The organism is Acidisoma sp., assembly GCF_965199065.1.
Taxonomy (GTDB): domain Bacteria; phylum Pseudomonadota; class Alphaproteobacteria; order Acetobacterales; family Acetobacteraceae; genus Acidisoma.
In genome coordinates this window covers 575,001-598,937 of sequence record NZ_CBDAQN010000001.1, presented here as the reverse complement: position 1 = coordinate 598,937, position 23,937 = coordinate 575,001, and the positions used below count along the sequence as shown (strand labels likewise).

20 protein-coding genes, 1 tRNA gene and 2 rRNA genes (1 of these 23 cut by a window edge) are annotated in these 23,937 nt (G+C 63.1%); 6 read left to right on the top strand and 17 right to left on the bottom strand.

What is annotated here, in order from left to right; genetic code table 11:
• Positions 1–35 precede the first annotated feature (35 nt).
• The gene (locus tag ACOEQ1_RS02780) at positions 36–1,781 is read right to left on the bottom strand and encodes a fatty acyl-AMP ligase (RefSeq protein WP_419757697.1); all 1,746 of its coding nucleotides are present in this window, start codon (positions 1,779–1,781) and stop codon (positions 36–38) included.
• 379 nt (positions 1,782–2,160) lie between these two features.
• Here ACOEQ1_RS02780 and ACOEQ1_RS02775 point away from each other — a divergent pair, with 379 nt between their 5' ends.
• The 3 genes from ACOEQ1_RS02775 (at position 2,161) to ACOEQ1_RS02765 (ending at position 5,141) form a co-directional block, all read left to right on the top strand.
• A complete protein-coding gene (locus tag ACOEQ1_RS02775) occupies positions 2,161–3,285 on the top strand; it encodes a glycosyltransferase (RefSeq protein WP_419757696.1) in 1,125 nt (374 codons plus the stop codon).
• A complete protein-coding gene (locus ACOEQ1_RS02770; RefSeq protein ID WP_419757695.1) occupies positions 3,260–4,075 on the top strand; it encodes a hypothetical protein in 816 nt (271 codons plus the stop codon). The genes ACOEQ1_RS02775 and ACOEQ1_RS02770 overlap by 26 nt, the downstream gene beginning before the upstream one ends.
• 115 nt (positions 4,076–4,190) lie before the next feature.
• Entirely contained in the window at positions 4,191–5,141 is a 951-nt protein-coding gene (locus tag ACOEQ1_RS02765) for a radical SAM protein (protein ID WP_419758627.1), read from the top strand.
• Between the two features lie 3 nt (positions 5,142–5,144).
• Here the strand turns inward: ACOEQ1_RS02765 and ACOEQ1_RS02760 are convergent, their stop codons facing one another.
• On the bottom strand, positions 5,145–6,581 hold the full coding sequence (locus tag ACOEQ1_RS02760) for an oligosaccharide flippase family protein (protein ID WP_419757694.1): 1,437 nt from the start codon (positions 6,579–6,581) through the stop codon (positions 5,145–5,147).
• Positions 6,574–7,839 carry a glycosyltransferase family 4 protein gene (locus tag ACOEQ1_RS02755; protein WP_419757693.1) on the bottom strand — a complete coding sequence of 422 codons (1,266 nt, stop codon included), beginning with the start codon at positions 7,837–7,839 and terminating at the stop codon, positions 6,574–6,576. The genes ACOEQ1_RS02760 and ACOEQ1_RS02755 overlap by 8 nt, the downstream gene beginning before the upstream one ends.
• A gap of 254 nt (positions 7,840–8,093) precedes the next feature.
• Here ACOEQ1_RS02755 and lptF point away from each other — a divergent pair, with 254 nt between their 5' ends.
• Both lptF and lptG read left to right on the top strand, forming a co-directional pair.
• The gene (gene lptF / locus ACOEQ1_RS02750) at positions 8,094–9,182 is read left to right on the top strand and encodes an LPS export ABC transporter permease LptF (protein WP_419757692.1); all 1,089 of its coding nucleotides are present in this window, start codon (positions 8,094–8,096) and stop codon (positions 9,180–9,182) included.
• On the top strand, positions 9,179–10,294 hold the full coding sequence (lptG, locus tag ACOEQ1_RS02745) for an LPS export ABC transporter permease LptG (RefSeq protein WP_419757691.1): 1,116 nt from the start codon (positions 9,179–9,181) through the stop codon (positions 10,292–10,294). Before lptF ends, lptG begins: the two co-directional genes overlap by 4 nt.
• Before the next feature lie 4 nt (positions 10,295–10,298).
• Here lptG and ACOEQ1_RS02740 read toward each other — a convergent pair whose 3' ends face one another.
• The 10 genes from ACOEQ1_RS02740 to ACOEQ1_RS02695 all read right to left on the bottom strand — a co-directional run bounded on the left by ACOEQ1_RS02740 (position 10,299) and on the right by ACOEQ1_RS02695 (position 19,426).
• Positions 10,299–11,198, bottom strand: coding sequence for a CDP-alcohol phosphatidyltransferase family protein (locus ACOEQ1_RS02740; protein WP_419757690.1), 900 nt, complete (start codon positions 11,196–11,198; stop codon positions 10,299–10,301).
• Positions 11,199–11,225: 27 nt separating this feature from the next.
• Positions 11,226–11,942 carry an NTP transferase domain-containing protein gene (locus ACOEQ1_RS02735; protein ID WP_419757689.1) on the bottom strand — a complete coding sequence of 239 codons (717 nt, stop codon included), beginning with the start codon at positions 11,940–11,942 and terminating at the stop codon, positions 11,226–11,228.
• The gene (locus tag ACOEQ1_RS02730; protein WP_419757688.1) at positions 11,939–13,084 is read right to left on the bottom strand and encodes an inositol-3-phosphate synthase; all 1,146 of its coding nucleotides are present in this window, start codon (positions 13,082–13,084) and stop codon (positions 11,939–11,941) included. The genes ACOEQ1_RS02735 and ACOEQ1_RS02730 overlap by 4 nt, the downstream gene beginning before the upstream one ends.
• A 147-nt stretch (positions 13,085–13,231) precedes the next feature.
• Positions 13,232–14,218 carry a glycosyltransferase gene (locus ACOEQ1_RS02725; RefSeq protein WP_419757687.1) on the bottom strand — a complete coding sequence of 329 codons (987 nt, stop codon included), beginning with the start codon at positions 14,216–14,218 and terminating at the stop codon, positions 13,232–13,234.
• Between the two features lie 35 nt (positions 14,219–14,253).
• A complete protein-coding gene (locus tag ACOEQ1_RS02720) occupies positions 14,254–15,390 on the bottom strand; it encodes a dATP pyrophosphohydrolase (RefSeq protein WP_419757686.1) in 1,137 nt (378 codons plus the stop codon).
• A 114-nt stretch (positions 15,391–15,504) separates the two neighbouring features.
• On the bottom strand, positions 15,505–15,672 hold the full coding sequence (locus ACOEQ1_RS02715; RefSeq protein WP_419757685.1) for a hypothetical protein: 168 nt from the start codon (positions 15,670–15,672) through the stop codon (positions 15,505–15,507).
• 193 nt (positions 15,673–15,865) lie between these two features.
• Positions 15,866–16,777: an acetamidase/formamidase family protein gene (locus ACOEQ1_RS02710; RefSeq protein ID WP_419757684.1), complete on the bottom strand. Its 912-nt coding sequence runs from the start codon at positions 16,775–16,777 to the stop codon at positions 15,866–15,868.
• A gap of 21 nt (positions 16,778–16,798) precedes the next feature.
• Positions 16,799–17,665 (bottom strand): ABC transporter permease, encoded by an 867-nt coding sequence (locus tag ACOEQ1_RS02705; RefSeq protein ID WP_419757683.1) that lies wholly within the window; start codon positions 17,663–17,665, stop codon positions 16,799–16,801.
• Positions 17,628–18,419, bottom strand: coding sequence for an ABC transporter ATP-binding protein (locus ACOEQ1_RS02700; protein WP_419757682.1), 792 nt, complete (start codon positions 18,417–18,419; stop codon positions 17,628–17,630). The genes ACOEQ1_RS02705 and ACOEQ1_RS02700 overlap by 38 nt, the downstream gene beginning before the upstream one ends.
• Before the next feature lie 2 nt (positions 18,420–18,421).
• A complete protein-coding gene (locus tag ACOEQ1_RS02695) occupies positions 18,422–19,426 on the bottom strand; it encodes an ABC transporter substrate-binding protein (protein ID WP_419757681.1) in 1,005 nt (334 codons plus the stop codon).
• Positions 19,427–19,696: 270 nt separating this feature from the next.
• On the opposite strand from ACOEQ1_RS02695, the gene ACOEQ1_RS02690 reads away from it, so the two are divergent.
• Complete coding sequence (locus tag ACOEQ1_RS02690; RefSeq protein ID WP_419757680.1) at positions 19,697–20,368, top strand: GntR family transcriptional regulator; 672 nt, start codon at positions 19,697–19,699, stop codon at positions 20,366–20,368.
• A gap of 105 nt (positions 20,369–20,473) precedes the next feature.
• Here the strand turns inward: ACOEQ1_RS02690 and ACOEQ1_RS02685 are convergent, their stop codons facing one another.
• From ACOEQ1_RS02685 to ACOEQ1_RS02670, 4 genes are all read right to left on the bottom strand, one after another.
• On the bottom strand, positions 20,474–20,752 hold the full coding sequence (locus ACOEQ1_RS02685; protein WP_419757679.1) for a hypothetical protein: 279 nt from the start codon (positions 20,750–20,752) through the stop codon (positions 20,474–20,476).
• A 313-nt stretch (positions 20,753–21,065) separates the two neighbouring features.
• Positions 21,066–21,142, bottom strand: a tRNA-Met gene (locus ACOEQ1_RS02680).
• A 67-nt stretch (positions 21,143–21,209) separates the two neighbouring features.
• Positions 21,210–21,324: ribosomal RNA gene (rrf, locus tag ACOEQ1_RS02675) — 5S ribosomal RNA — on the bottom strand.
• A 211-nt stretch (positions 21,325–21,535) separates the two neighbouring features.
• Positions 21,536–23,937, bottom strand: a 23S ribosomal RNA gene (locus ACOEQ1_RS02670) (it continues 339 nt past the right edge of the window).

Here is a 23,937-nt window from a genome sequence, read left to right as displayed (position 1 = left end):
CCTCCGTGCCGGTGCGACCTGGGTCGCCGTGCACCTCAGGCCACTGAGGAAATTGGCTGAGCCGTGTCGAAGGCGCCGGAGAGCAGCATCTGCTTGGCCCTGGCGCGGCTGAGCTTGCCGGACGAGGTGTGCGGCAGGCTGTGAGGCGGCACGAGCACGACCGAAACCTCGACCCCGTGCTTACGCAGGAACAACGCGGCCACCTCGGCACGCAGCGCCTCGCGCGCCTTTGCCTCATTGAGGCGGCACTGCACCAATGCCACAACTTTCTCGACCGTCCCGCTGTCCACCGAAACCACAACCACGTCGCGGCTCCGCAGCGCCGACACGCCGTTTTCGGCGGCCCATTCGAGGTCCTGAGGCCAGATATTTCGGCCGTTGACGATGATGAGGTCCTTGGCCCGCCCGGTGATCACGATCTCGCCGTCGAGCAGGTAACCCAAATCTCCGGTGTTGAGCCAGCCGTCGGCGGATAGAACGCTTGCGGTATGCATGGGCAGGGCGTGGTAGCCGGTCATGATGCTGGGGCCACGGACGAAGGCCATGCCGACATGCCGTTCGGGCAAAACCACTCCGTTTTCGTCGCGCAACTCGATCTGGTGTCCCGGCAGGATGGGACCGCAGCGGACGAAGGCGCGGCCGTCCTGGCCCTCCTCGTCACGCAGAGGGATGGCGAGGTTCTGATGTTCCAGCGGCCCGCGCGCGACCACGTCCGTGCGGATACCGCCGGCGAGCGGCGCGAAGCTCAGGGCGAGGGTGGCTTCCGCCATGCCGTAACTGGCCACGAAGGCATCGGCGCGGAAACCGGAGGCCGAAAAGCGGCTCGCGAAGTCGCGCAGCACCTGGGACCGGATCATGTCTCCGCCCACGCCTGCCACACGCCAGGAGGCGAGGTCGAGCGGCATGAGGTTGTTGGCCGCCCGGCGGGTGCAGAGCTCGAATCCGAACGACGGGCTGTAGGCGAGCGTCCCACGGTTACGGCTGATGAGGTCCAGCCAGGTCAGCGGCCGCCGCGCGAATTCCCGCGTCGGCATCAAATCCACGGTCGTCTGGCAGGCCAGCGGCGTCAGCATGAAGCCGACGAGTCCCATGTCGTGATAGAGCGGAAGCCAGGAAACGCCGCGATCGTTGGCGCGGATCATGAGGCCGTGGCGGCCGATTGCCCCGGCATTCGCCATCACCGCGCGCTGACTGACGGCTACGCCCATCGGGAAGCGCGTGCTCCCGGACGAAAATTGCAGGTATGCCAGACCATCGGGTTCAGGCTCGGGCAAGGACAGGTCGCTGTCGTCCGCGGTCAGCATCGCGGCGGTGCCCACCACCCGCAGGTCCAGCTCGGCCGTCGCCTCTTGCAGCCAGGCGAGCAGCGCCTCGGGCGCAAAGGCGGCACTCGCCCCCGCGCTGACGATCATGCGCCTGAGATCCGCGGTATAGGTGTCGTGCCCGGAAAACGCCGTGGGCAGGGGCAGCGGGGCCGGGACGAGGCCGGCATACTGACAGGCCCAGAAGAGCCGAACAAAATCGCCGTCGCTCTCGGCGATCAGCGCCACCCGGTCACCTGCCTCAAGCCCCAGCGCCAAGAGGCGGCGTGCCAGCCGCAGTGCCTGCGTCCGCAAATCCCGGAATGGGAGCGCCTCCTGCAATACGCCTCGGCCGGAGTAGAAATTGAATCCTGCGTCACCTTCGGCCGCGTAGTTCAAAGCATCTGCCAAGGTGGGGAAATCAGCCAGACGACGTGGAATACCCGAATCAGAGGGTGTGGGCGCAGCGGGAGTTTGCATGGGAGAGGAACAATTCCTGGGGCGACGAGTTAGAGCCGCCCCGACAGGCGGCGCGACATCGAGTGCACGATCGCTATCTGAAGGCTGCTGAACGCTCGCACTCTGATGGTTTAGAGCATGTTATCTCAAAAGAAAGAATTCTTGGTTGCATGGCCGCTCATTGTCTTGACCAAGTGTCAATTCCGATCAACGCGAGGAGCGTACGGTATCATCGACATCCTCAATCCCCGCAAGAGTCAACATCGTACTTTCCGCGTATCGTTGGCGCCAAAATCGATGGTATTGCGCGGGGAACTGCTGCACGAGGGGCGGGTCCGACGGTTCCTCCGATCTGAACAAGCCGAGAGCGCCTGTCGATCCTCACAAATATAGGGCGCGCGTGCGCGAGGTCATCATCTTCCGCCATAACCTGTTCCGGGTCTCGGAGACCTTCATCACCCAGCAGGCGCAGCAACTCCATCGTTACCGGCCGCTGTACATGGGGCGGTTGCGCTACGGTCCCGCACCGAAGGGCGCCGAATCGCTGGCGCTCGAGGACCTGCCTCTGCGCTGGCCGCTCGTCTTGTGGCAGATGCTCAGCCGCACGCCGCGCCCCTTCCGCCACCTGCTCGGGTTACGCCGCCCAGCACTGATCCACGCACATTTCGGCGTGGAGGGCGTCTACGCGCTGCCGCTCGCGCGGCAACTCGGTATTCCGCTGGTCACCACCTTCCACGGCTTCGACGCGACACTGTCGACGGCGGCCCTGCTGCGGTCGCCGGCCTGGGCCAACTATCCGCTGTTCAGGGCCCGCCTGGCCCGGCAGGGCGCCTTGTTTCTCTGCGCCTCGACCTTCATCCGAGACCGGGTGCTGGCGATGGGATTCCCGGCGTCTCGCACCCACGTCCACCACATCGGCGTCGACTGCCAGACGATCAGCGCCCGCGAGCCCGGCGAAGAAACGCCCACTGTTCTTCACGTTGCGCGGTTGGTGGAGGTGAAAGGCACCGAATACCTGATCCGCGCGTTCGCCGATTTGGTCGACCACCCCGGGTTGCGGCTGGATATCATCGGGGACGGGCCGTTGAGGACGACGTTGGAGGATTTAAGTCGCAAACTTGGAGTAGCGGCGCGCATCCGCTTCCTGGGCGCTCTGCCGCACGAGCAGGTTCTCGCAGCAATGCGCGCCGCCGCCATCCTTGTCCTGCCGAGCGTTCGCACCGAAACGGGGCGTGAAGAGGGGCTCGGCATGGTGCTTCTGGAAGCGGCCGCTACCGGCCTCCCGACGATCGGAACCCGCATCGGCGGCATTCCGGAGGGCGTCGTAGATGGCGAGACGGGCTTTCTGGTCCCACAACGCGATGCCCCCGCGCTCACGGCACGGATGCGCCTGCTGCTGAGCGATCCCGCGCTCCGGCAACGCATGGGCGCTGCGGCCCGGCTGCACGTGGAGCAGCATTTTGACCTGCGCCGCCAAACCGCGCTCCTCGAGAACTGGTATGACGCAGTCCTCCGCGAAGGCTGAACTGGGCGCTTTTTGTCCTGGCCCGATAGCCCTGGTGGTGGCTCATCCGGATGACGAATGCCTTTGGCTTAGTTCAGTGCTGAGTGCGGCGAGCCGCATCGTCTTCGCCTTCGGTGACCCGTTCGGCCGGCCGAAAATCGCGGCGGGCCGTCAGAGAGCGGTCGCGGAGCTGCCTCTGCCGGGTCTGATCAACCTCGCCATTCCGGAGAGCGGAAGCCGCCTGGCGGTCGATCTGTCGCGGCCACGGCTGACGCCCACCGGCATCGCCATCGGCGATGAACAGGCGGCGCGGCGCTATGATGACAATTTCGACAGGCTCGTCACCGGGCTCCGGCCAATACTGGCCGGCTATGGCGTGGTCTTCACGCATAATCCTTGGGGCGAGTATGGGCATCCCGAGCATATCCAGCTGCACCGCGCCATCCTCTCGCTTCAGGCTGAGCTTGGCTACACTGTTGGATTTTCGAACTACGTCGATCGCCGGAGCTGGCCGCTGGCTCAGGAGATTGGCCGCCTTCCCGTCTGGACGCAGCGCTTCACGCTGACGACCGACCGCGATCTGGCGCGGCGGCTGATGGCCGTGTATCGCCGCCATGGCGTCTGGACCTGGACAAACTGGCATCGATGGCCCGCGCGGGAGACGGTCTACCTGCGCCCCGCGACAGCGGCGCCCGAAGATTGGCGGAGCCTATCCGGGGAGCAACTGCTCGATGTCGCGGGGCTGCGCTGGTGGCCGCCTCCATGGCGCCGGGCAGCGCAACGGTTGGCTGGAGTTCCAACCTTCCGGTGACGGTGCTAAGAGGGCGCATGTATCCGATGCTTCCGCCTTCCGCATCTTCTGTCGATCGATCGCTTTGATGCAGAAGAGTTCCCTTTCCGCCCGGCTCGATGGTGTTGCGTCCGGAATGCGCTTTTTGGGCCGCGCCGCCGGCTCGCGCTACAATCCGCTGCTTGCCCAGGTCGTGGTGACGCGGCGCTGCAACCTTGCCTGCGGATACTGCAACGAATACGACAACTTCTCGCCCCCGGTGCCGCTGGAGACGCTGCTCGAGCGGGTCGGCTACTTGGCTGACCTGAAGACCGCGTCCATCACGTTCACGGGTGGAGAGCCGTTGCTGCATCCACAGCTGGATCAGGTCGTCGCCGCTGCCCGCGCTCGTGGAATGATCGTGACCATGATCACGAACGGCTTCAAACTCACCAAGGACTGGATCGAGCGGCTCAACGCGGCGGGTCTGCAGGGCATGCAGATCAGCATCGATAATCTTGAGCCGGATGAGGTATCGATGAAAAGCCTGCATTCGGTCGAGCGCAAGCTGGCGCTTCTGGCCGAATTCGCCCGCTTCAAGGTGAACGTCAACTCTGTGCTGGGCATCAGTGAGGAGCGCACACGGGACGTGGTCGTGGTCGCGGAAACCGCGGCGAAATATGGCCTGCAGCATTCTGTGGGCGTTCTGCACGACCATACCGGCACGCTGAAGCCGCTAAGCCCGGCGCAGATGCAGGCTTACGCCGACGTGACCAAGATTTCGCCGTCTCTCGTGCACACGCTCAACTATCGCCTGTTTCAGAAGAACCTGATGCAGGGGCAACCCAATGACTGGAAGTGCCGCGCCGGCGCACGCTACCTCTATGTGACAGAAGACGGGCTGGTTCACTGGTGCTCGCAGCAGCGCGGCTACCCCGGCATCCCGCTGGCAGACTATACGCGTGATGATCTTCGGCGAGAGTTTCATACCGAGAAAGGTTGCAGTCCCACCTGCACCCTGGGCTGCGTACATCAGATGAGCATGTTCGACCGCTACCGCGGCGGCCAGAAGCCCGCAGAGCCAGCACACGCGGTTGCTGCCGAATAAGTGTCAGGCTGGGCTGAGGCGCCGTCGTCCTCGGAGGTAGAGGCCGCTCTGCACGAGCGCCGTCGCCAGAAGCACGATCACGATCCGCAGCCAGGAGCCCGGCTTTCCGGCGAGCGCATCAGCGAGAGCCACCAAACCGGCCGTGGCGGCGAGGCTGACGGCGGTCTCCACCAGAACCTGCGCGAGTTCCCCAAGCGGAACGCCCCATTCCCGTCTCAGCATGGTGGCGCCCCAGACCAGCACGAACGGGTAGATCCCTAGCCAGCACCCTGCGACTGCGACAATGCCGACACGCTCCGGCAGGCCGTATCCCACCGCTGCGATCGCCACGGTCAGCACCATCAGGATACCGCCGGATAGCCGGGCCGCGGCCCCTGGCCGCCCCGCCGCCAGCAGCACCGGGAAGAGCAGCTCGCCTGTCACCCGCAGCAGTGCCGCCACCGCCAGCAGCTGCATCGGCAACGCGGCGGAGGCGTAGCTCCGGCCGTGGGGGTCATGGATCAGCCCGGTCAGCGGTGGGGCGATCAGCAGCAGAACGAGCATGAGGGGAGCCGCCAGGCGAAGCAGCCGCTGCAGCGCCCACACCAGGGCCGCAGAGAACTCTCCCGGCACCGCCGCGGAGCGCGCGAAGACCGGCAGCGCGGTGCGCCGGATCACCGTGCTGATCGCCGTCGCCGGCTCCATCGCGGTATCGAAGGCGACGCGATAGGTCGCGAGCGGCGCCGCGCCGTAGAACCACCCCACCAGCAGGTAGTCGACGTTCTTGAACACCTGTTCGGAGAGATTGGAGCTTGCTGCGCGCAGGCCGAAGCGCAGGAGCGGCCGGATGGCCGCAAACTGGTAGCGGAAGCCTGGGACGAATGGCTGAGCGATCAGGGCTCCGAGCAGCAGATACAACCCGCTCGCCGTATAGCCTGCGACCAGCACCCAGGCGCCCGCTCCGCCGAAGGCAAGCGCCAGCCGCGTCAATGCTCCGGCCAGGGTGGCGCCGACATTCACGAAGGCAATCCGATTGTAGTGCAGGCCCCGGTTGAGCAGAGCCAGCGGGATCACGGCCATCGCCACGAGCGGCTGCTTCAGCGCGACCACCCCGAGATACGCGACGATGGCGGCATGGCCGTAGAGGGCCGCGATCAAGGGCGCCGCCAGAAGGGTAAGCCCCGCCACCAGCACCCCGAAGCCCAGGATAAACCAGAACAGGGTGTCGAGTTGGAGGCGAGAGACCGATACCGCCTGCACAAGGGCGTCACCCGTGCCCAGCCCGTCGAAGGCCTCCACGATCATGGCGAAGGAGACGACGAGGGAGCCGATGCCGACTTGCTCCTTGGTCAGGAACAGCAACACAACCAGGATGGTGGAGAAGTCCACGGCTTTGGCGACGATGGTGGCGCCGCCGAGCCAGTTGAACCCGCGGGTCAGATGACGCTTGTGGCTATCCACGGCGGTCGTCGGTCAGCTCTTCCAACGGCAACACCCAGAACCGGCTGCGACGCAGATGGCGAAGCCAGCGCCAGGAGAGCCGCCGCCAACGCGCGCCTTGGGCTCTGCCCCATGGCGCTGGCGCCGTGCGGGGCGCTTGCAGACGATTGGTCAGAATTGCGGAGATCCGTCCGGCACGCGCGGACCAGGTCAGATCGGCGCTATCGGCCTGCGCCGTGGCGGCCAGGCGCTCCGTGAGATCAGCATCCTCGGTCAGCCGAAGGAGGCCGGTGACGAGGGCTTCCACGTTGTCCGGCGGACACAGCCAGGCATTTTCGTCGTGACGAAGCACTTCCCGGACATCGGGCGTGTCGCCGGCCAGGATTGGCCGGCCGGCAGCCAGATAGAAGAACAGCTTCAGGGGCAGCACCGTCGAGCCGAACTGCCCCAGCGGCTCCAGCGAAGGCGGGATTATCAGCACGTCGGCGGCGTAGAGGTATTGGACGAGAGCCGCAGGCGGCTGAAAGGGGACCATCCTGATGTTCGGCACGTCCCGCGCCAGGGCCTCGATGGGGCCTTCGCCCTTGGATCCAACGAGCAAGAACTCCAGGTCCGGCAGGCGCTTCGCCGCCTGCACCACCACCGCCAGACCCTTCTTGTGGTTGACGCGGCCGGTATAGACGATGGTTTTCCGTGCGACATCCAAGCCGAGGCCGCTCTTGGCCAAGGCTGGGGCCAAGGCTGGGGCCACGGCAGCATCCAGGCGCCGGGGTTCGAACCCGTTCAGCACCCGATGCAGCTTGGCCGCTTCGATGCCCAACCGCAGATAAGCCTGGCGCGTGTAGTCGGAGTGGCAAATGTTCACGATCAGGCGGGGGTGCGAGAAAAGCTGATAGAGCCACCGCTGCAACGGCGGAATCTGGTCTGGCCAGGGCCGGTAGTGGTCGAAGGCCACCCGTTGGCCGAAGATCAACGACATCCAGGCGACCCAGAGGTTGCGGGTGTAGACGAGATCTGCTTCGCGGAAGGCGCGGCGGCAGACGATGGTCAGCCCGCAAAGCAGATGGCGCAGGGCTGCCGGCCCGCGAGGCGCCCAGGCGGGCAGGATCGTGGCGCCACCGAGGCGCTCGGCCGCCGCCAGGGAGGCGGGATCGGGCGCCGGAATATGCAGCCAGGCCTGCGCGGTGTAGGGCAGCAGGGCCTGTGCCGTCGCCAGGAACACCTCTGCATCCGCTTCGGCACTGGGCAGCGCGTTCTCGAAGGCGAACAGGATCTTCATGGCATTCCGTCTGGCACGGCGGCCTTGTACAGCAGTGAGGGTCTGTCGAACATCGGGGCCGCTCCGCCACCGGCTGCTGGTCTCGAACGGGCTCGGCCGATTGGGTTCCGGCGTCGGTGCTGGTCAAGGCCCCGGCATCGGGGATAAACCGGCGCTCAACCGCTCGACATTGGAGCAATCGTTACGGTGACTTCGCTTAGAGGCGGCGCCGGGATGTCCGGCGCGGGCAAACCGCGACAGAACGGCCAAGCGCTTTGATCATCGGCCGCTACCTGATCCGGGAGATCACGGCCCCTTTCGTCCGTGTTCTGCTCATCCTGATCGTCCTGTTCGCGACCTACAGCACCGCGGACTTGCTGTCGGATGCGGCGAGCGGCCTGCTCTCCGCGAGCAGCATTGCCGAACTCGTGGGCCTCAAGTTGTTGATCTCGCTGGAGGTGCTCATCCCGATTGCCCTTTACATAGCGGTGGTCCTGGCGCTCGGCAGGATGAACGGCGATTCCGAAGTCACCGCCATGCTCGCCCTGACCATACCGCCGTGGAAAATATTCGGTAGCATCGTCAACGTCAGCGTCATGCTGGCTCTGGCGGTCGGCGTGCTGTCCTTCTTCGGACGACCCTGGGCCTACGCCCGGCTGCACGAGATGGCCGGCTATGCGGCGGTGACGCTCCATACCGATGCGATGGAGCCCGATACCTTCTATGTCGGCCAGCATGGCCAGCGGGTGATCTTCTTCGCGCGGCGCGACAGCCCTGGCGCACCGGCACAGGATGTGTTCGTGCAGATCCGGCACGAGGACTACACGCAGATCATCTCTGCCCGCTTGGCCAACCCGCTGCAGGGAGGCTGGCAAAGTGGCGTATCTCAGGTGCATCTCCTGGATGCCCATGTTTACGACATCGCACGTGACGGGAAGACAACCGATCAGGTGGTCGATGCTGGAGACCTGATTTTGAACCCCAACACGGATCGCGGACCGGGCGCGGATTACAGCGCGGTCGCTACTCCAAGCAGGAAATTGCTTGGCTCCACCGGACCGGCTGATATCGCAGAGCTGCAGTGGCGCCTCTCCACGCCGGTTTCCACCATCCTGCTCGGCCTGCTGGGCATCCCGATGAGTGTCAGCCGGCCGCGCCAGAGCCGTTACGCGAGGTTCGGCACAGCCATCCTGGCCTACTTCGCCTACTACCTGCTGTTCACGTCGGCTCGTACCTGGGTGCAGCATGGGGTGGTGCCGAGCGTGCCGGGGATCTGGTGGGTGCCCGGGCTGCTGGCGCTGTTCCTGCTCAGCACGCTCGTCAAGCCTCTCATCGCGCTCATGCATGGACCGCGACCAGCATGAGCCGGCGGCCCCTGCCACTCCGTATCCTGACGCGCGTCCTCGGATTTCTGGCGATCACCACCGCGGACCGCTACATCGGGCGGATCATTCTGCGGGCCTGCTGCCTGGTCGCGTGTGCAATGACGGCACTGTTCAGCCTGCTGGAATTCGTCGAACAGCTCGCCTCGGTGGGAGAAGGCCATTACAGCGTCGCCGACGCCGCGCTCTATACTCTCTGCACGATGCCCTACCGCTTGTTGCAGGTGACACCCGCGGCGATGCTCATCGGTTGCCTGCTCGCCCTCGGAGGTCTGGCGCGGCATTCGGAACTGACGGCGCTTCGCGCTGCGGGCATGTCGGAATTTCGGATCGGCGGCGTCGCGATCCGGTTGACGATCCCGATCGCGCTGCTGCTGTTCCTCCTCGCCCAGTATGGCATTCCGATTTCGCAGCAATTCGCCCAGCAGGAGCGTAGCGCTGCCCTCTACACCTCTCTGCGGAGCGCGGACGAGTTCTGGGCCTATGGCGACCGTCAGTACCTGCATGTCGAGCACTTCGAACGGCGCGACATACCCACCGACATCGACATCTATGAGTTCAACTCGGACGGAACGCTCGCGGAGTATCTGAATGCCGAGCGGGCCGACCTTCGTCCTGATGGACGATGGCTGCTGGTGAACGTCCTCCGCAAACGCCTGATCGGCGGTGCGTTTCAGACCCAACGGCTGGCCAAGCTCGACTGGCAGCCGTTCCTCTCGTTGCGCCAGACGGAGCTGCTGCGTCTCCCTCCGGACAGCATGCCGCCGATCGGGCTATACCATTACATCCGCAGCCTGCAGCAGCGGCATCTGCAGGCGCTTCAATACCAGCAGGAATTCTGGATGAAGGTCGACGTGCCTCTGTCCATGCTTGCGATGGTATTCATCTCGTTTATCTTCGTCTTCAGCCCGTCGCGAACGCAGAATGCCGGCGCCCAGCTCGCGATAGGGGCCGGCTTCGGGATGGTGTGCTCGCTGGCGCAGGAGATCGCGGGGAACCTGAATCTGGTGCTGGATCTCAACCCCGCCGTGGCGGCGCTGACGCCGTCCGTTCTGCTGATGCTTCTGGCCACCAGCCTGTTCCGTCGCGCCTGACGCTCTAGCGCGGGCTCGCCTCATCCAGGACGCCCTCACGCGCCACATCGCGCAGAAAACTGGCGACGCGTTGGTTTTGCAGGCGGATCAGCCAGACGCAGACGAGGGTGAGAAGCACGATCTCGGTGAGAAAATAGCCGAGCGGAATCCCCGCCATCGAAAAGAGGAAGATGCCCGCGGTGCGGTAGTTGGAACACATCAGGCCCCAGCGGCGAACGCTCGGCGCGAAGGTTTCGCGGTATCGCGCATGCAACGCCCCGGACCGGTTGGGCGCAGCCTGCAGCAGGTCGCTGAGGCGGGCATCGAGTTCGAGCGAATTGCCGAGCACAAGCATCTGCATCCGGCCATAGATCCGGTGCAGGCTGCCCCACGCCGTATCTGGCGCGTCAGCCGCGACTGCCTGAAGCTGGCGCGAACCGCGCCCCCACCCCCAGACATCATAGAGTTGGCGTTGAGCCTCATAGGCCGCGGCCTGCACCGCGTGGCAAGCACCCGCGAGCGCGACCACCACCCATACGCAATCCCCATCGCGAGGCGCCAGAGCAAGGGCCAGACCCAGATATACGGCGATGAACGTGACGTAATCGCAGATGCCGTCGAGCACGCGACCAAGCTCGGATTGCGCGTGAGTGAGACGGGCGAGCTGCCCATCCGCACCATCCAGCACATGCCACGCCAGCATCAGCAGGAAACCCGGCACAATCCAGAGCCGAGACGGGACGTGGGAGTAGGCCAAGCCCGCGAGCAGGCCGCAAGCCATCCCGGAGAGCGAGACGACGTTGGGAGAGATGCGCCATGCGACGAACCATGGCAGCAGGCTCCGCGATGCCGGATGGATCAACCAGCGATTGGAGGCTTCCTCGATCTCGGAGGTCCGCCGTATCGGCTCGTCGTTCGCCGTCACTGCATATGACCTAGAAACTGCCGGGCATCAGAGGCGCCCGGACTCCAGCAGCTGCTCCGCCTTTTCGTAGGCTGCCGGGTCATCCACATCGACCCACACGCGGTCCCGGATGTCGAAGATATGCGCCTTTTTCCACGCAGCCAGCACGTTCATGGCGCCCGAGATGCTGTCGTCCCCGTTCGCCTGGCTCGCCTCCAGCGCCTCGAAGATGATCGGGGTGCACAGAAAGACGCCGGTGTCGAAGGAGTCGAAGTCGCGGATCACCTTGCCGATATGCTGGATGAGGCCGTCCTGGCTTTTAACCCGCGTCACGTCATCCGGATCGTTCAAGGGACTGTCCAGATTGAAATCCACCGCGAGAGTGACGGTGCCGGGCTCGTGGGAGGCGCCGATGAGGCTGCGAATGATGTCGGGGTCCAGCAGATGGTCGCACATCATCAGCACGAAGGGCTCGTCGAGGAACTGCTTCGCCATGAGGACGGAGTGCCCGTTCGCGCGGTTCCAATCCCGGTTGATGACGTGCGTGATCCGGATGTCCTCCCGCTCCGCCAGGGCATTCAGCGCTGCACGGAGCTCATCGCCGCGATAGCCGCTGACGACAAAGAACTCGTCGATCCCGCCTTCCCGCGCGCCCTCGATCACGCGTTCGATCAGCGGGATCCCTTTGATCGGGATCAGCGGCTTGAGATCGCCCTTGGCCCGGAGCCGGACGCCCTGCCCGGCCGCCACGATCAGCCCCTTCATGATGGGGCAAGAACCTTCACGGCACGGGGTGCGGCGACAGTGTTACGGATGAACTCCTCGATCATGCCGAATGCCACGTCATCGTTGTACTGCACGGGCGGGTGCTTGCAGAAGTAGGCGCATGGCGCCTCCAAGACGCCGCCAATGCCGCTCTCCAGCGCCAGTTTGCAGCAACGGATCATGTCGATGACCACACCCGCGGAGTTCGGTGAATCCTCAACCGAAAGCCGGACCTCGACGTTCATCGGGACGTCGCCGAAGTTCTGGCCCTCAAGACGGATGAAGGCGATCTTGTTGTCGTTCTGCCACGGCACGTAGTCGCTCGGGCCTACATGGATGTTCTCGTCGGCCATGCGCTTCGCAGTCACGGCCTGGACCGCTTCGGTCTTGGACGTCTTCTTCGAGACGAGACGGCTCTGGTTCTTCATGTTGAGGAAGTCGGTGTTGCCGCCGGTGTTGAGCTGGTAGGTGCGCAGGAGCTTCGTGCCGCGCTTGACGAAAAGATCGGTCAGCACGCGGTGGACGATGGTGGCGCCGAGCTGGGACTTGATGTCATCACCGATGATCGGCAGGTTGCGCGCCTTGAACCGCGCGGCGAAAGCCGGGTCGCTGGCGATGAAGACCGGCATGTTGTTGATGAAGGCGATCCCGGCTTCCAGCGCACACTCCGCATAGAAGCGGGCGGCCTGCTCGGACCCCACCGGCATGTAGTTCAGGAGGATTTCCGCGCCCGAGCGGCGCAGTTCGTCCACGACTTCGTCTTTGGTGGGCTCGCGGACCGAAGCCCGGATGAAGGTGCGGTCATCGGCATAGGTTGCCATGTGCTCGGAAATGCCATCCAGCACGGGACCCATTCGCACCATCACGCCGCTCAAGGGTATGTCGCTTTTGAACACGGTCGTGCAGTTCGGCTTCGCAAAGATGGCGCGGCTGAGATCCTGCCCCACCTTGCGCGCATCCACGTCGAACGCCGCGACAACGCGGATGTCGTGCGGGTAGTAGCCGCCGAGCTCCGTATGCATCAGGCTGGCGACGCCTTCCCGACACCGCTCCGGAGAGTAGTAGTGGATGCCCTGGATCAGCGCACTCGCGCAGTTACCTATGCCCGCAATCGCAATGCGGATGTCGCCGGAGGACATCATGAACTACCTTATTCTAAGTGCCGCTTGAAGCTGGTCGGTGATGAGGTTGGCCCAGTTCGTGTGCGCTGACACCAGCGATCGGCGCAGACGATGCCTGCGGATGTAACTTTTATGGCAAAGTTGCAATAGCTGCGAGAGCGTCATCACCTAGTCAGAAGGGGGAAAGACGTGTCGCAGATGACCGATGCTGGCATGCACCAGCTTGCTGTATAGTTGGCGGTGCCGATTTTTCTGAACGTAAGCAGGGCTGATATGCGTCACCAGCGCATCCGTTCGAACGGACGCGTACCAGTGAGCGATGCGCGTGTCATTCGAGAGGACGGCCTCGACCGGTCCAACAGGCCCGAGACGGAACCAGTGTTCCGAAATCTCCGGAGGCAGCGGCGAGAAGACTTCCGGCGGATGGATGACGAGGCTTCCTTCGGTCGCGTCCCCGATCATAGTCTGGAGCAAGTCCGGCCCTAGCGCATACGGCAGGGCCTGGCGTGCCGTAGGCACCGCCAGCATGGCACGAAGATAGGCTGCCAGCAGCGGCGCGCCGGCCTCGGCCCCCATGACCGCGTTATTCACGTTCTGGAAGTAGAGCCCTTGGACGAGCCGGAACCCCCTCCAGCCACCCGGCGCCGCCCGCAGGAGCTTGCGGGTGAGATCGAGGCCGATCTGGCGGAGCCATCTCGCCGGATTGCGGTGTCGGCGCGCGGCGACCGGCCAGACCACATACTCCAGCCCCAGGAAGAACGACGCATTCAACAGCGGCCTCAACGACCGGATGGTGATCGTATCGAGGTCGAGATACACTCCGCCATCGGTCAGAAGGATCGCCGCGCGCAGGATATCGCTCCTGACCACCGCCCGACGGAGCCGGCTGTACATCTCCACCAGTTGCTCGCCAGCGCCGAGGCCCAGAACCTCCCCTGCCCGCCTCAGCACATCCATCGGATCGATGCGGACGAGAGTAACGCCTCTGGCTTGTCTCACGGCGCGAAGTTCCGGGCCATCCTCCAGCCCGTCCGTGTGATGCAGGATCACATCCGTCATGTCACCGCATTCGGCAGCCGAGATCAGGGCGAAGACTGAGGCCCAGGAGAGGCGCGGCCCGATCCAGCAGAAGTGCGCAACGGCGGGGATGGCCATGCGGGAGCCTTCGGCGGAGCTGGCCCTCAGGCCGGTCAGGCCAGCGTCTTGCTGTATAGGCGATAGGTTTTGTATGGCGTGCTGCCGATGACCTCGTTGATCCGCCGCATCGGAGCGTTGTCCTCCAGGATCCAGGAGAGCTCGACCGCCCGGAAGCCAAGCTTCAGCCCCTCCCGCCGCACGGCGTCGATCAGCAGGAACGGGATGAGGCTGCCGATCAGCCCCTGGTGGAAACCGCGGCGGATTCCCATCAACGGCACGCGCGCCGACTTCAGGCCCGCGACCTTGAGCCGCCACAGCAGCTTGGCCCAACCGAAAGGCAAGAGGCTGCCTTTCAGGTCCCGGATGGCCTCGTTCACGTTCGGCAGGCAGACGATGAAGCCGATCGACCTGCCCTCATACTCGGCGAACCAGATCAGCTTCTCGTTCAGCAGCATGCGAAGCTGCTTGGCCATCTCGGTGGTTTCCACCTCGGTCAGCGGCACGAAGCCCCAGTTGCTGACCCAGGCGTCGTTGAACAGTTCGCTGACGGTCCTGACCTCCTCGTTGTAGCGGGAGAGGTCGAGCGGCCGGATCGTCAATCCCGGCGGCAGAGGGCGCTTCAGCAGACGTTCGATGCTCTGCGGCAGCGGCGTGCCGGCATCGTAGAGATAGGCGAGGATGTCTTTCTCTTTGGCATAACCGGCCGCTTCAAGGCGCGGACCGACATAGCGGGGGTCATGGGTCATCAGCAGCATGGGCGGGGTGTCAAACCCTTCCACGAGCACGCCCGCCGTCTCATTCAGCGACAGGTTGTAGGGGCCGCTGATGCGGGCCATCCCGCGTTCGCGATGCCAGGCTTCCGCTGCCCGGAGAAGGGCGTCGAAGATCGCGGGGTCATCCTCGGCCGCCAGCATGCCGAAATGGCCGACCGGTTCGGTGATCTGCTGGTCGCGCTGGGCACTGATGCGTCCAACATCCCGCCCGCCCCGCCGCGCCAGCCAGTATTGGGCTTCGGCGTGGAGGAAATAGGGGTTCTTGCGGGTCGACAGGATCTGTTCCTGTTCGGAGTGCAAAGGCGGCACATAGACCGGGTCCTGGCGGGAAATCCGGTCGGGCAGGGAGATGAAGCGCCGCATCTCGCCCCGGCTCCGCACCGGGATAAGCTCAACCTCGCCCTGCCCTGCGCTCATGCGCCTGAGCCTGGGGCGAAACCGGGCGTGGATGATGCGGCAATTGGAGCTGAAACCGGAGCGAGCAGCAGGCAGTCGCGGACCAAACATCCTGGAACGCCGGGGAGCCTCGGATCAGACAGCGTCAGCCTCCCGACGTAGAAAACCAGCCGAACGCTCATCCTGCACCCACAGCCGGTCATACTCCCGCACCTGATCGAGCACATGCGTGATCCGTGGCCCGCCACCGGCCCTGCGGCCCGCTCGCAGGCAAGTTCCAGCCGGGTTGAGTGCGCTGCTCATAATCGACGCCTCTGTGTGACCTGGGGCGCAAAGGGACGCAAGGGGAAAGTGGTTACGGCTTGTCATGGCCAGCCCTGGCGTGGTTCTGGCCGGCGGCAGGGCGAGCGCCCCTGCCATGACCTGCAGCGGCTGGCGCGAACTAGCGTCCAGTTTTGTTGCTGTTATGCAACTTTACTTCGGCGGGCGGTAAAGGTCAGCCCAGTAGGTCTTTGGCGACTTTGCAGATGTAGGTGTACTTCGGGTTGACGACCTGCGTGCACCGTGCCTCCGCGATCTGGCCGAGGAACAGATAGGCCTCCGCCTCGGTAAAGCCGTGCTCGTCGGCCAGCCAATAGACCATCTCCTCGAACGCGATCCGCATAGCATCCTCGAGCGGCCTGGCGCAGCCGAGCGTCGCGATATGCGTTGCCGTCTCGATCCGCGGCCACGTCATGCGGGCTGGCTTCTCACGCAGTTCCACGCTGAAGGTCACTCGCGCGCCGATTTCGGTGGCGCCCATGCCGACGCATTCGCCGTCACCCTGCAGGGCATGACAGTCGCCAACATAGAGGCCCGCGCCTTCCTGATGGATATCGAAGGTGATCGTGCTGCCGGGCCCGATCTCCTGCACGTCGAGATTGCCGCCATGGACGCCGTTATCGACAGTCAGCACGCCGCCATGGATCGGCGCCACCCCGAGCACCCCGACCATGGGTTTGATCGGCAGCTTCCTGGTGTCGCTCCAATGCACAAATCCGTCGGCCACACGCATCGCGCGCGTGTGGTGCCCGAACTCCTTTCGCCTGACCCAGTCGGGAAACATGCCGCTCCCGGGAAACAGCGCGGTGTAGCCTATCTCGTCCAGATCCATCTTGTGGATAGTGACGGCAAGCACGTGGCCGGGCCGGGCGCCTTCGACAAAGAGCGGGCCAGTGGCAGGATTGACGAACGGGAACCTCACCTTCTCGGGCGTTATCTTCGAGTCTAGTGATTCGATCACACCCGCGTTGCAATTGATCTCGCACTCGATCTCGATGACCTCGCCCGGCCGGATGGTCTCGATGCAAGGCTCCTTGCTGGCAAGGGCGTACTTCAGGTTTCCGTCCTTCTTGATAGTCCTGGACATAGTTTTCCTCATTTGCTCGAGCTAGGAGAGATCGTGGCGCCAGGGGAGGAGCAGACGCTCAACCCGCGTGACGATCCCAGAAAGAACCAAGGCCAGAATGACCGTCACCACAAGTTCGGCGAAAACGGAAGAGATCGCGTAGAGACTTCCCGACTTGAAGATCTCATGACCGAGACCGTTCGTCGAGGACATGAATTCGCCGACGATCGCACCGACAAGCGCGAACCCGACCGTAAGCTTCAAGCCCGCGAAGATGTCGGTCATCGAAGCCGGGACGACCAACAAGCGAAAGATCTGCGGCCGGCGTGCGCGCAGCGAGAGCATCAGGTTGATCTGGTCAGGGTCGACCCCAAGCGCCCCCTTATAGGCGATGATGACGGAGACAACGACGACCGACAGCGTAGACATGGCAACCTTCGAGGCGAAGCCGGTCCCGAACCAGATGATCGTGATAGGCGCCAGCGCGATGATCGGGATCGACCCCAACGCCAGAATGAAGGGCTGCAGAACCTGAGACACAAAACGCGAATACCAGAGCGATAGCCCGAGCGTCGTGCCGATGACGTTGCCGAGCGCGAATCCCGCTAAAGTTTCAAGCGCCGTCGCCGCGAGGTCGGTCCAGAGGGAGCCATCCTTGATCGTGCCGATCAGGGCCGTCGCTATTCCCGACGGTGAGCCGTAAAGGAACGCACTGATGTGACCGGTCATCGTCTGCCACTGCCACACGGCGACGAACAGAACGAAGCACAATATCTGACACGCCAGGACCCGCAGGTGGCGGCCACGGCGGCGGCGAACGGTCGCCGCGCGTCTGGCTTGCCGCGTCACGCCGGGCGCTGCCAGCGCCAACTCATCGGATATCAAGTTCGGTCCAGATCTGTCGGACATAATGGGCAAATCCCTTGCTTTCCCGAAGCGCGATCAGATTGCTGCGATCACCCGCAAGCTCGATGCGATGCTCGGACACGATGGTGCAGGGCCGCCGCGACAGAACGATCACCCTGTCGGAGAGGCTGACGGCCTCCTCCACATCGTGGGTAATCAGCAGCAGCGAGCGCTGCAATTCGCGCACAAGTCTAAGAGTATCCCGCTCGATCAGAATTTTCGTCTGAAAGTCGAGAGCGGAGAACGGTTCGTCGAACAGCAGAACTTCGGGCTCCGGCGCCAAAGTCCTTGCCAAGGCGACACGCTGGCGCATGCCGCCCGACAGGGTCGACGGGTAATGGTCGGCAAAGCCGTTGAGGCCGAGCTGGTCCAGAAGCTCGCTCGCCCTCGCCTGTTGCCGAGCCTTGGGGCCGCCCTTCACCTGCAGGCCGAGCATCACATTCTGCATGGCCGTCCGCCATGGCAGCAGCAAGTCCTTCTGCAGCATGTAGCCGATGCCTGGAGGTACGGTGGCAAGCTCCTCGCCCATCCAGAAAACGGCGCCGTGACTCGGTTCGAGCAGACGGCACAGAAGATTCAGAAGCGTCGTTTTACCGCAGCCCGACGGCCCGACCAGGCTGACGATCTCGCCTCGCCCAAGGGCGAAAGAGAGCGACCGGATGATCTCCAGTTCCTCGCCCTGTTCCGACACAAAGCTCTTACCGAGATCCTCGGCCTGGAGCGGAACATCCGCCCGCCCCTGGCGCATCCGCTGCATCGTCAGACTGCGGCCGCCTTGTCGGCGAAGGTGTTGTCGACGATCTGGTCGAAGGTCGTGGTTCCTTTGATGTTCTTCAAATAGACCTGCATCTTGATGAGGTTCGCCCACTGCGCGCGGTCGACCACAACCGACTGAGACGGAATGCGGTACTTCAGCTCGCTGTCGATGGCGCTGTCCGTCACTGCCTGAGACAACTGCGGAAACTCTTTCTGCGCGACCATCTTCGCATACGCCGGATCGTTGTAGGTGCGATGCATGGCCTGCTGGAAGCCATCGCAAAGAGCCTGGATGATCTCCGGCTTCGAGGTGATGGTGTCATTGAGGACCATGATGCCGGTGTTGCAGAAAGGACCGATCGCGTTCGAGAAGTCGAAGATGATCTTGGCCCCTTGCGCTTCCGCTTCGGCGACGCCGGGCTCGTACGCGATTGCCACGTCGGCCTGACCCGCGAGCATCGCACCGATCTCCGTTCCCGGGCTCACCTGCAGGATGAACACATCGTGCCCGATGACCAGTCCGGCCTGGGTCAGCAGGCGCTTGGTCACGCTGTAGTTTGTGTTCGGGTCAGGCGAGGTGACGATGCGCAGGCCCTTAAACTGCCTCGGATCCGTGATGGGCTTCAATGTCTTCGAGACGCCGAAATACTGCGCGCGTTGCACGACGCTGCCGACAACCTTGCCTGGCCCACCTTTCTCGACCGAGATCGGCACCATCGTCGGGTCGCCAATGCCGAAGAGCGCGGACTGCCCGAGCACGGCCGCGAAGGCCTGGGTGTCACCGCCGGCAGCGGACACGTTCAGGTGGATGCCCGCCTTCTCGAAGTAGCCCGCATGTTGACCCACGTAGAGATCGATATAGCCGAGGTTATGGACCGCCTCGACGAACGCGACCTCGGTCACGGCGGCGCGTGCGATTCGCGGAGCGGCAAGCGCCGTCAGTGTTGTGGCACCCGCCAATTTCAATGTGGTCCGGCGTGAAAGCGCCCGGGGCAGTAAATTGCTCATCGATGTCTCTCCACCATGGTTGTGTGGCTACCATCGCAATCCGCGTGCCACCCCACGCGGTCGGTGGAGCGCCCCTGTGGTTTACGTAACCATTTGATCCGTCGAGCTTTTGTTGGTCTGAGCCGGTGACGGCCTCGCCGGTCGGCATAGTGCTGCGCGTATATTGTGCATTGTGCACAATATCTATTGGCGCTTGCGGTCTCTGGAAGATGAGGCCGGTAACGCGCTATCAGGCCCGGAGCGGCACGGCGAAGACAGGGATAGAAGACTATGAATAAGAAGCGGCCTGAAACCGCGCGGCAGTATGTTGTTGGCGTGTTGAGGGCGAAGATCCTGAGGGGAGAGCACATGGCCGGTGCCCGGCTACGGCAGGAGGAGGTTGCCGCTCAGCTTGGCGTGAGCACCACTCCAGTGCGCGAGGCCTTCCGCGACTTGCTGGCCGAAGGCCTCATCGGGCTCGACACACATCGCGGTGTCCTCGTTCGCAGCTTGACGCTTGCGGATGTGCGGGAACTTTACGAGTTGCGCATCGTGCTTGAACCAATGCTCGCGATACGCGCGCTCCGCATGGCCACTCCAGCGCATCTTGACGCGGCGGAGGCCATCCATCTGCAGCTGTGCGATGAGCCGGATCCGGAGCGGTGGGCGACGCTGAATGTGTCCTTTCACCAGGCTCTGCATGCGCCGGCCCCTGACGGCCGTCTGGCGCGCATGGTTGCGGGCCTGGCGGACGCCGCCGGCTCCTATGTCACGCTGTCGATGCACGCCACGCCGGAGCTGATGACGTCCAACAACCGGGATCACGCGCAGCTGTTGCAGCTCTACCGGTCGGGGAAAGAGAAGGAGCTCGGTGCGAAGACCGCGGCGCATCTCGAGCAGACACTGCTTGCAATCGAGCGAGACGTCGAAATCAGGGACGTGCTGCTCGACAAGACCGCATGACAGGCGGCGAGAGAACGTCTCCTGCAACTCATCGGCCGGCGCTTGCTACACCACCAGCCCGATGCCGCAGAGAGGGCGGTTCTTTCGACCGTCAGCGGAACGGCCTCAGCGGCTGGTCGCCGCCAACTGCTGCGCCGAGAGAAAACGGAGGTTGTGCTGAACCTGCTCCCGCACAGTGGCTTCATGACCCTGCTCAAGTGCGGAGATGAGTGTCGCCATGTCCTGTTCCACCCGCCTCGTCTCCTTGTAGACCGGATTTCGACCGGTCCCGTAGCCGTTCCCTCGAAGGTGCTCCAAGATCATCCAGGCGCGGTCGTAGACGATGCTCGAGCCTCTCCAGGGCGGGATGCCGAGCACACCGCCCCTCATCGTGTCGTAGCTCATGAATACCTCCATCATCCTGACCGATGGCTCGCCCGGCTTAAACGGGCCACCACCTCGTCTCCCGCAGAGCTAGGCGATGCAGTGTTTGGAAGCGAGATATAGTTGAACAGGCTGGAACTGGGGGCGCCTCATCCGTATCGGGCTGCCGGGGGCGCAGGGAAGCGGCAAGTCGACAACCGCGGCGCGGGTGGCGCCATAGTGGCGCCTCGATGAACTCAGCGACTGCGTTGTCTGGATGGAGGACTTCTACAATAATCCGGGAAAAGCGCTGATTGCGCTCATCTCCTTGGATGACGTTTCATTCATTTTAATTTGGTTGCGGGGACAGGATTTGAACCTGTGACCTTCAGGTTATGAGCCTGACGAGCTACCGGGCTGCTCCACCCCGCGGGGGTGATGGATTTGGGAGCGTGACGACTGCGGTGCGGTCGGTGCGGCTCGTTGGGTAGGTTGGAAGGCCTGGCGGCGACCTACTCTCCCGCGTCTTAGGACGCAGTACCATGGGCGCTGGGGTTTTTCACGGCCGAGTTCGGGATGGGATCGGGTGTAGGCTCCCCGCTATGGCCACCAGGTCGTCCAACCCACCCTAGGCCTGAGTTGCCTCGGGCGAGGAGTGAGATGTGACGGGGTTTGATCCTCTGTTCATCGTCAACTGGCCGCCAATCCAGCCCCAGTTGCCGATGAATGATGAAGGAAGAAGAGAATGGATGTGCGTTTGGTGGCACCCGGTTAGGGGCATTGGATGTGGTTATGGTTGGATGATTGCTGTGCAGGATGGTGTAGTTTGAGAGCTCTATCGGGTGATTAGGACCGGTTAGCTGAGCGGGTTGCCCCGTTTTCACACCCGGCCTATCGACGTGGTGGTCTACCACGACCCTCAGGGAGACCTCGTTTTGAGGTGGGTTTCCCGCTTAGATGCTTTCAGCGGTTATCCCGTCCATACTTAGCTACCCGGCGGTGCCGCTGGCGCGACAACCGGTACACCAGAGGTATGTTCATCCCGGTCCTCTCGTACTAGGGACAAATCCTCTCAAGTCTCCTTCACCCACGGCAGATAGGGACCGAACTGTCTCACGACGTTCTAAACCCAGCTCACGTACCACTTTAATCGGCGAACAGCCGAACCCTTGGGACCTGCTCCAGCCCCAGGATGTGATGAGCCGACATCGAGGTGCCAAACCTCCCCGTCGATGTGGACTCTTGGGGGAGATCAGCCTGTTATCCCTAGAGTACCTTTTATCCGTTGAGCGATGGCCCTTCCACGCGGGACCACCGGATCACTATGGCCGACTTTCGTCTCTGCTCGAGCTGTCGCTCTCGCAGTCAGGCGGGCTTATGCCATTGCACTCAGCAGCCGATGTCCGACCGGCCTGAGCCCACCATCGCGCGCCTCCGTTACACTTTGGGAGGCGACCGCCCCAGTCAAACTGCCCACCATGCAGGGTCCTGGACCGGGATGACCGGTCTCAGTTAGACATCAGAAGCGCCCAGGGTGGTATTTCAAGGATGGCTCCACCCGAGCTAGCGCCCAGGCTTCAAAGCCTCCCACCTATCCTACACAGTGCTCCCCTGATGCCACTGCAAAGCTGCAGTAAAGGTTCATAGGGTCTTTCCGTCTGACCGCGGGTACCCCGCATCTTCACGGGGAATTCAATTTCGCTGAGCCCATACCGGAGACAGTGGGGAAGTCGTTACGCCATTCGTGCAGGTCGGAACTTACCCGACAAGGAATTTCGCTACCTTAGGACCGTTATAGTTACGGCCGCCGTTTACCGGGGCTTCAATTCAGTGCTTGCACACCTCCTCTTAACCTTCCGGCACCGGGCAGGCGTCAGACCCTATACGTCATCTCTCGATTTCGCAGAGCCCTGTGTTTTTACTAAACAGTCGCTACCCCCTGCTCTGTGCCACCCGCCCATGGTTGCCCACAAACGGGTCTCGCTTATCCCGAAGTTACGCGAGCAATTTGCCTAGTTCCTTCGATATGGTTCTCTCAAGCGCCTTGGTATTCTCTACCAGTCCACCTGTGTCGGTTTCGGGTACGGTCTATATGCTAGAGCTATTTCCTGGAATGATCAGAAAGCCGGGACAATCCGTTAAGCCCCGACAACACTTCGCATTCGTCACTTCTAGCAGGCCCAGGAATATTCACCTGGTTTCCATCGACTACGGCTTTCGCCCTCGCCTTAGGGGCCGGCTCACCCTGCGCGGATTAACCTTGCGCAGGAACCCTTGGACTTTCGGCGACAGAGTTTCTCGCTCTGTTTGTCGCTACTCATGTCAGCATTCGCACTTCCGATACCTCCAGGAGGGGTCACCCCATCTCCCTTCGCAGGCCTACGGAACGCTCCGCTACCGCGTAGATCACTCTACACCCGCAGCTTCGGTGTGTGGCTTGAGCCCCGTTACATTTTCGGCGCAGGATTTCTAATAGACCAGTGAGCTATTACGCTTTCTTTAAAGGATGGCTGCTTCTAAGCCAACCTCCTGGTTGTTTTGGAATTCCCACATCCTTTCCCACTTAGCCACAACTTGGGGACCTTAGCTGGCGGTCTGGGCTGTTTCCCTCTCGACCACGGACCTTAGCACCCATGGTCTGTCTGCCGGGCTATACTTCTGGGTATTCGGAGTTTGGTTAGGTTTGGTAAGGCTTTGGGCCCCCCTAGCCCATCCAGTGCTCTACCCCCCAGGGTAAACACCCGACGATCTACCTCAATAGATTTCGCGGAGAACCAGCTATCTCCGAGTTTGATTGGCCTTTCACCCCTAGCCACAGCTCATCCCCGACTTTTTCAACAGGCGTGGGTTCGGCCCTCCAGTGCGTGTTACCGCACCTTCAGCCTGGCCATGGCTAGATCACTCGGTTTCGGGTCTTCTACCTGCAACTCTGCGCCCTATTCAGACTCGCTTTCGCTACGCCTACACCTACCGGCTTAAGCTTGCTGCAAACAGAAACTCGCTGACCCATTATACAAAAGGTACGCCGTCACCGCAGTTGCGGCTCCGACTGCTTGTAGGCGTCCGGTTTCAGGTCTATTTCACTCCCCTCATCGGGGTGCTTTTCACCTTTCCCTCACGGTACTTGTTCACTATCGGTCACCAGGGAGTATTTAGGCTTGGAGGGTGGTCCCCCCATGTTCAGACAGGATTTCACGTGTCCCGCCTTACTCAAGGACCTCATCCAA

Excerpts from the sequence above, each read along its gene's own strand:
- ACOEQ1_RS02720 (WP_419757686.1), bottom strand. The coding sequence starts at position 15,390 with ATGAGCGCAGGGCAGGGCGAGGTTGAGCTTATCCCGGTGCGGAGCCGG.
- ACOEQ1_RS02765 (WP_419758627.1), top strand. The coding sequence starts at position 4,191 with ATGCGCTTTTTGGGCCGCGCCGCCGGCTCGCGCTACAATCCGCTGCTT.
- lptG (WP_419757691.1), top strand. The coding sequence starts at position 9,179 with ATGAGCCGGCGGCCCCTGCCACTCCGTATCCTGACGCGCGTCCTCGGA.
- ACOEQ1_RS02690 (WP_419757680.1), top strand. The coding sequence starts at position 19,697 with ATGAATAAGAAGCGGCCTGAAACCGCGCGGCAGTATGTTGTTGGCGTG.
- ACOEQ1_RS02695 (WP_419757681.1), bottom strand. The coding sequence starts at position 19,426 with ATGAGCAATTTACTGCCCCGGGCGCTTTCACGCCGGACCACATTGAAA.
- ACOEQ1_RS02730 (WP_419757688.1), bottom strand. The coding sequence starts at position 13,084 with ATGATGTCCTCCGGCGACATCCGCATTGCGATTGCGGGCATAGGTAAC.
- ACOEQ1_RS02755 (WP_419757693.1), bottom strand. The coding sequence starts at position 7,839 with ATGAAGATCCTGTTCGCCTTCGAGAACGCGCTGCCCAGTGCCGAAGCG.
- ACOEQ1_RS02700 (WP_419757682.1), bottom strand. The coding sequence starts at position 18,419 with ATGCAGCGGATGCGCCAGGGGCGGGCGGATGTTCCGCTCCAGGCCGAG.
- ACOEQ1_RS02705 (WP_419757683.1), bottom strand. The coding sequence starts at position 17,665 with ATGTCCGACAGATCTGGACCGAACTTGATATCCGATGAGTTGGCGCTG.
- ACOEQ1_RS02715 (WP_419757685.1), bottom strand. The coding sequence starts at position 15,672 with ATGAGCAGCGCACTCAACCCGGCTGGAACTTGCCTGCGAGCGGGCCGC.
- ACOEQ1_RS02725 (WP_419757687.1), bottom strand. The coding sequence starts at position 14,218 with ATGGCCATCCCCGCCGTTGCGCACTTCTGCTGGATCGGGCCGCGCCTC.
- ACOEQ1_RS02685 (WP_419757679.1), bottom strand. The coding sequence starts at position 20,752 with ATGAGCTACGACACGATGAGGGGCGGTGTGCTCGGCATCCCGCCCTGG.
- ACOEQ1_RS02780 (WP_419757697.1), bottom strand. The coding sequence starts at position 1,781 with ATGCAAACTCCCGCTGCGCCCACACCCTCTGATTCGGGTATTCCACGT.
- ACOEQ1_RS02710 (WP_419757684.1), bottom strand. The coding sequence starts at position 16,777 with ATGTCCAGGACTATCAAGAAGGACGGAAACCTGAAGTACGCCCTTGCC.
- ACOEQ1_RS02770 (WP_419757695.1), top strand. The coding sequence starts at position 3,260 with ATGACGCAGTCCTCCGCGAAGGCTGAACTGGGCGCTTTTTGTCCTGGC.
- ACOEQ1_RS02735 (WP_419757689.1), bottom strand. The coding sequence starts at position 11,942 with ATGAAGGGGCTGATCGTGGCGGCCGGGCAGGGCGTCCGGCTCCGGGCC.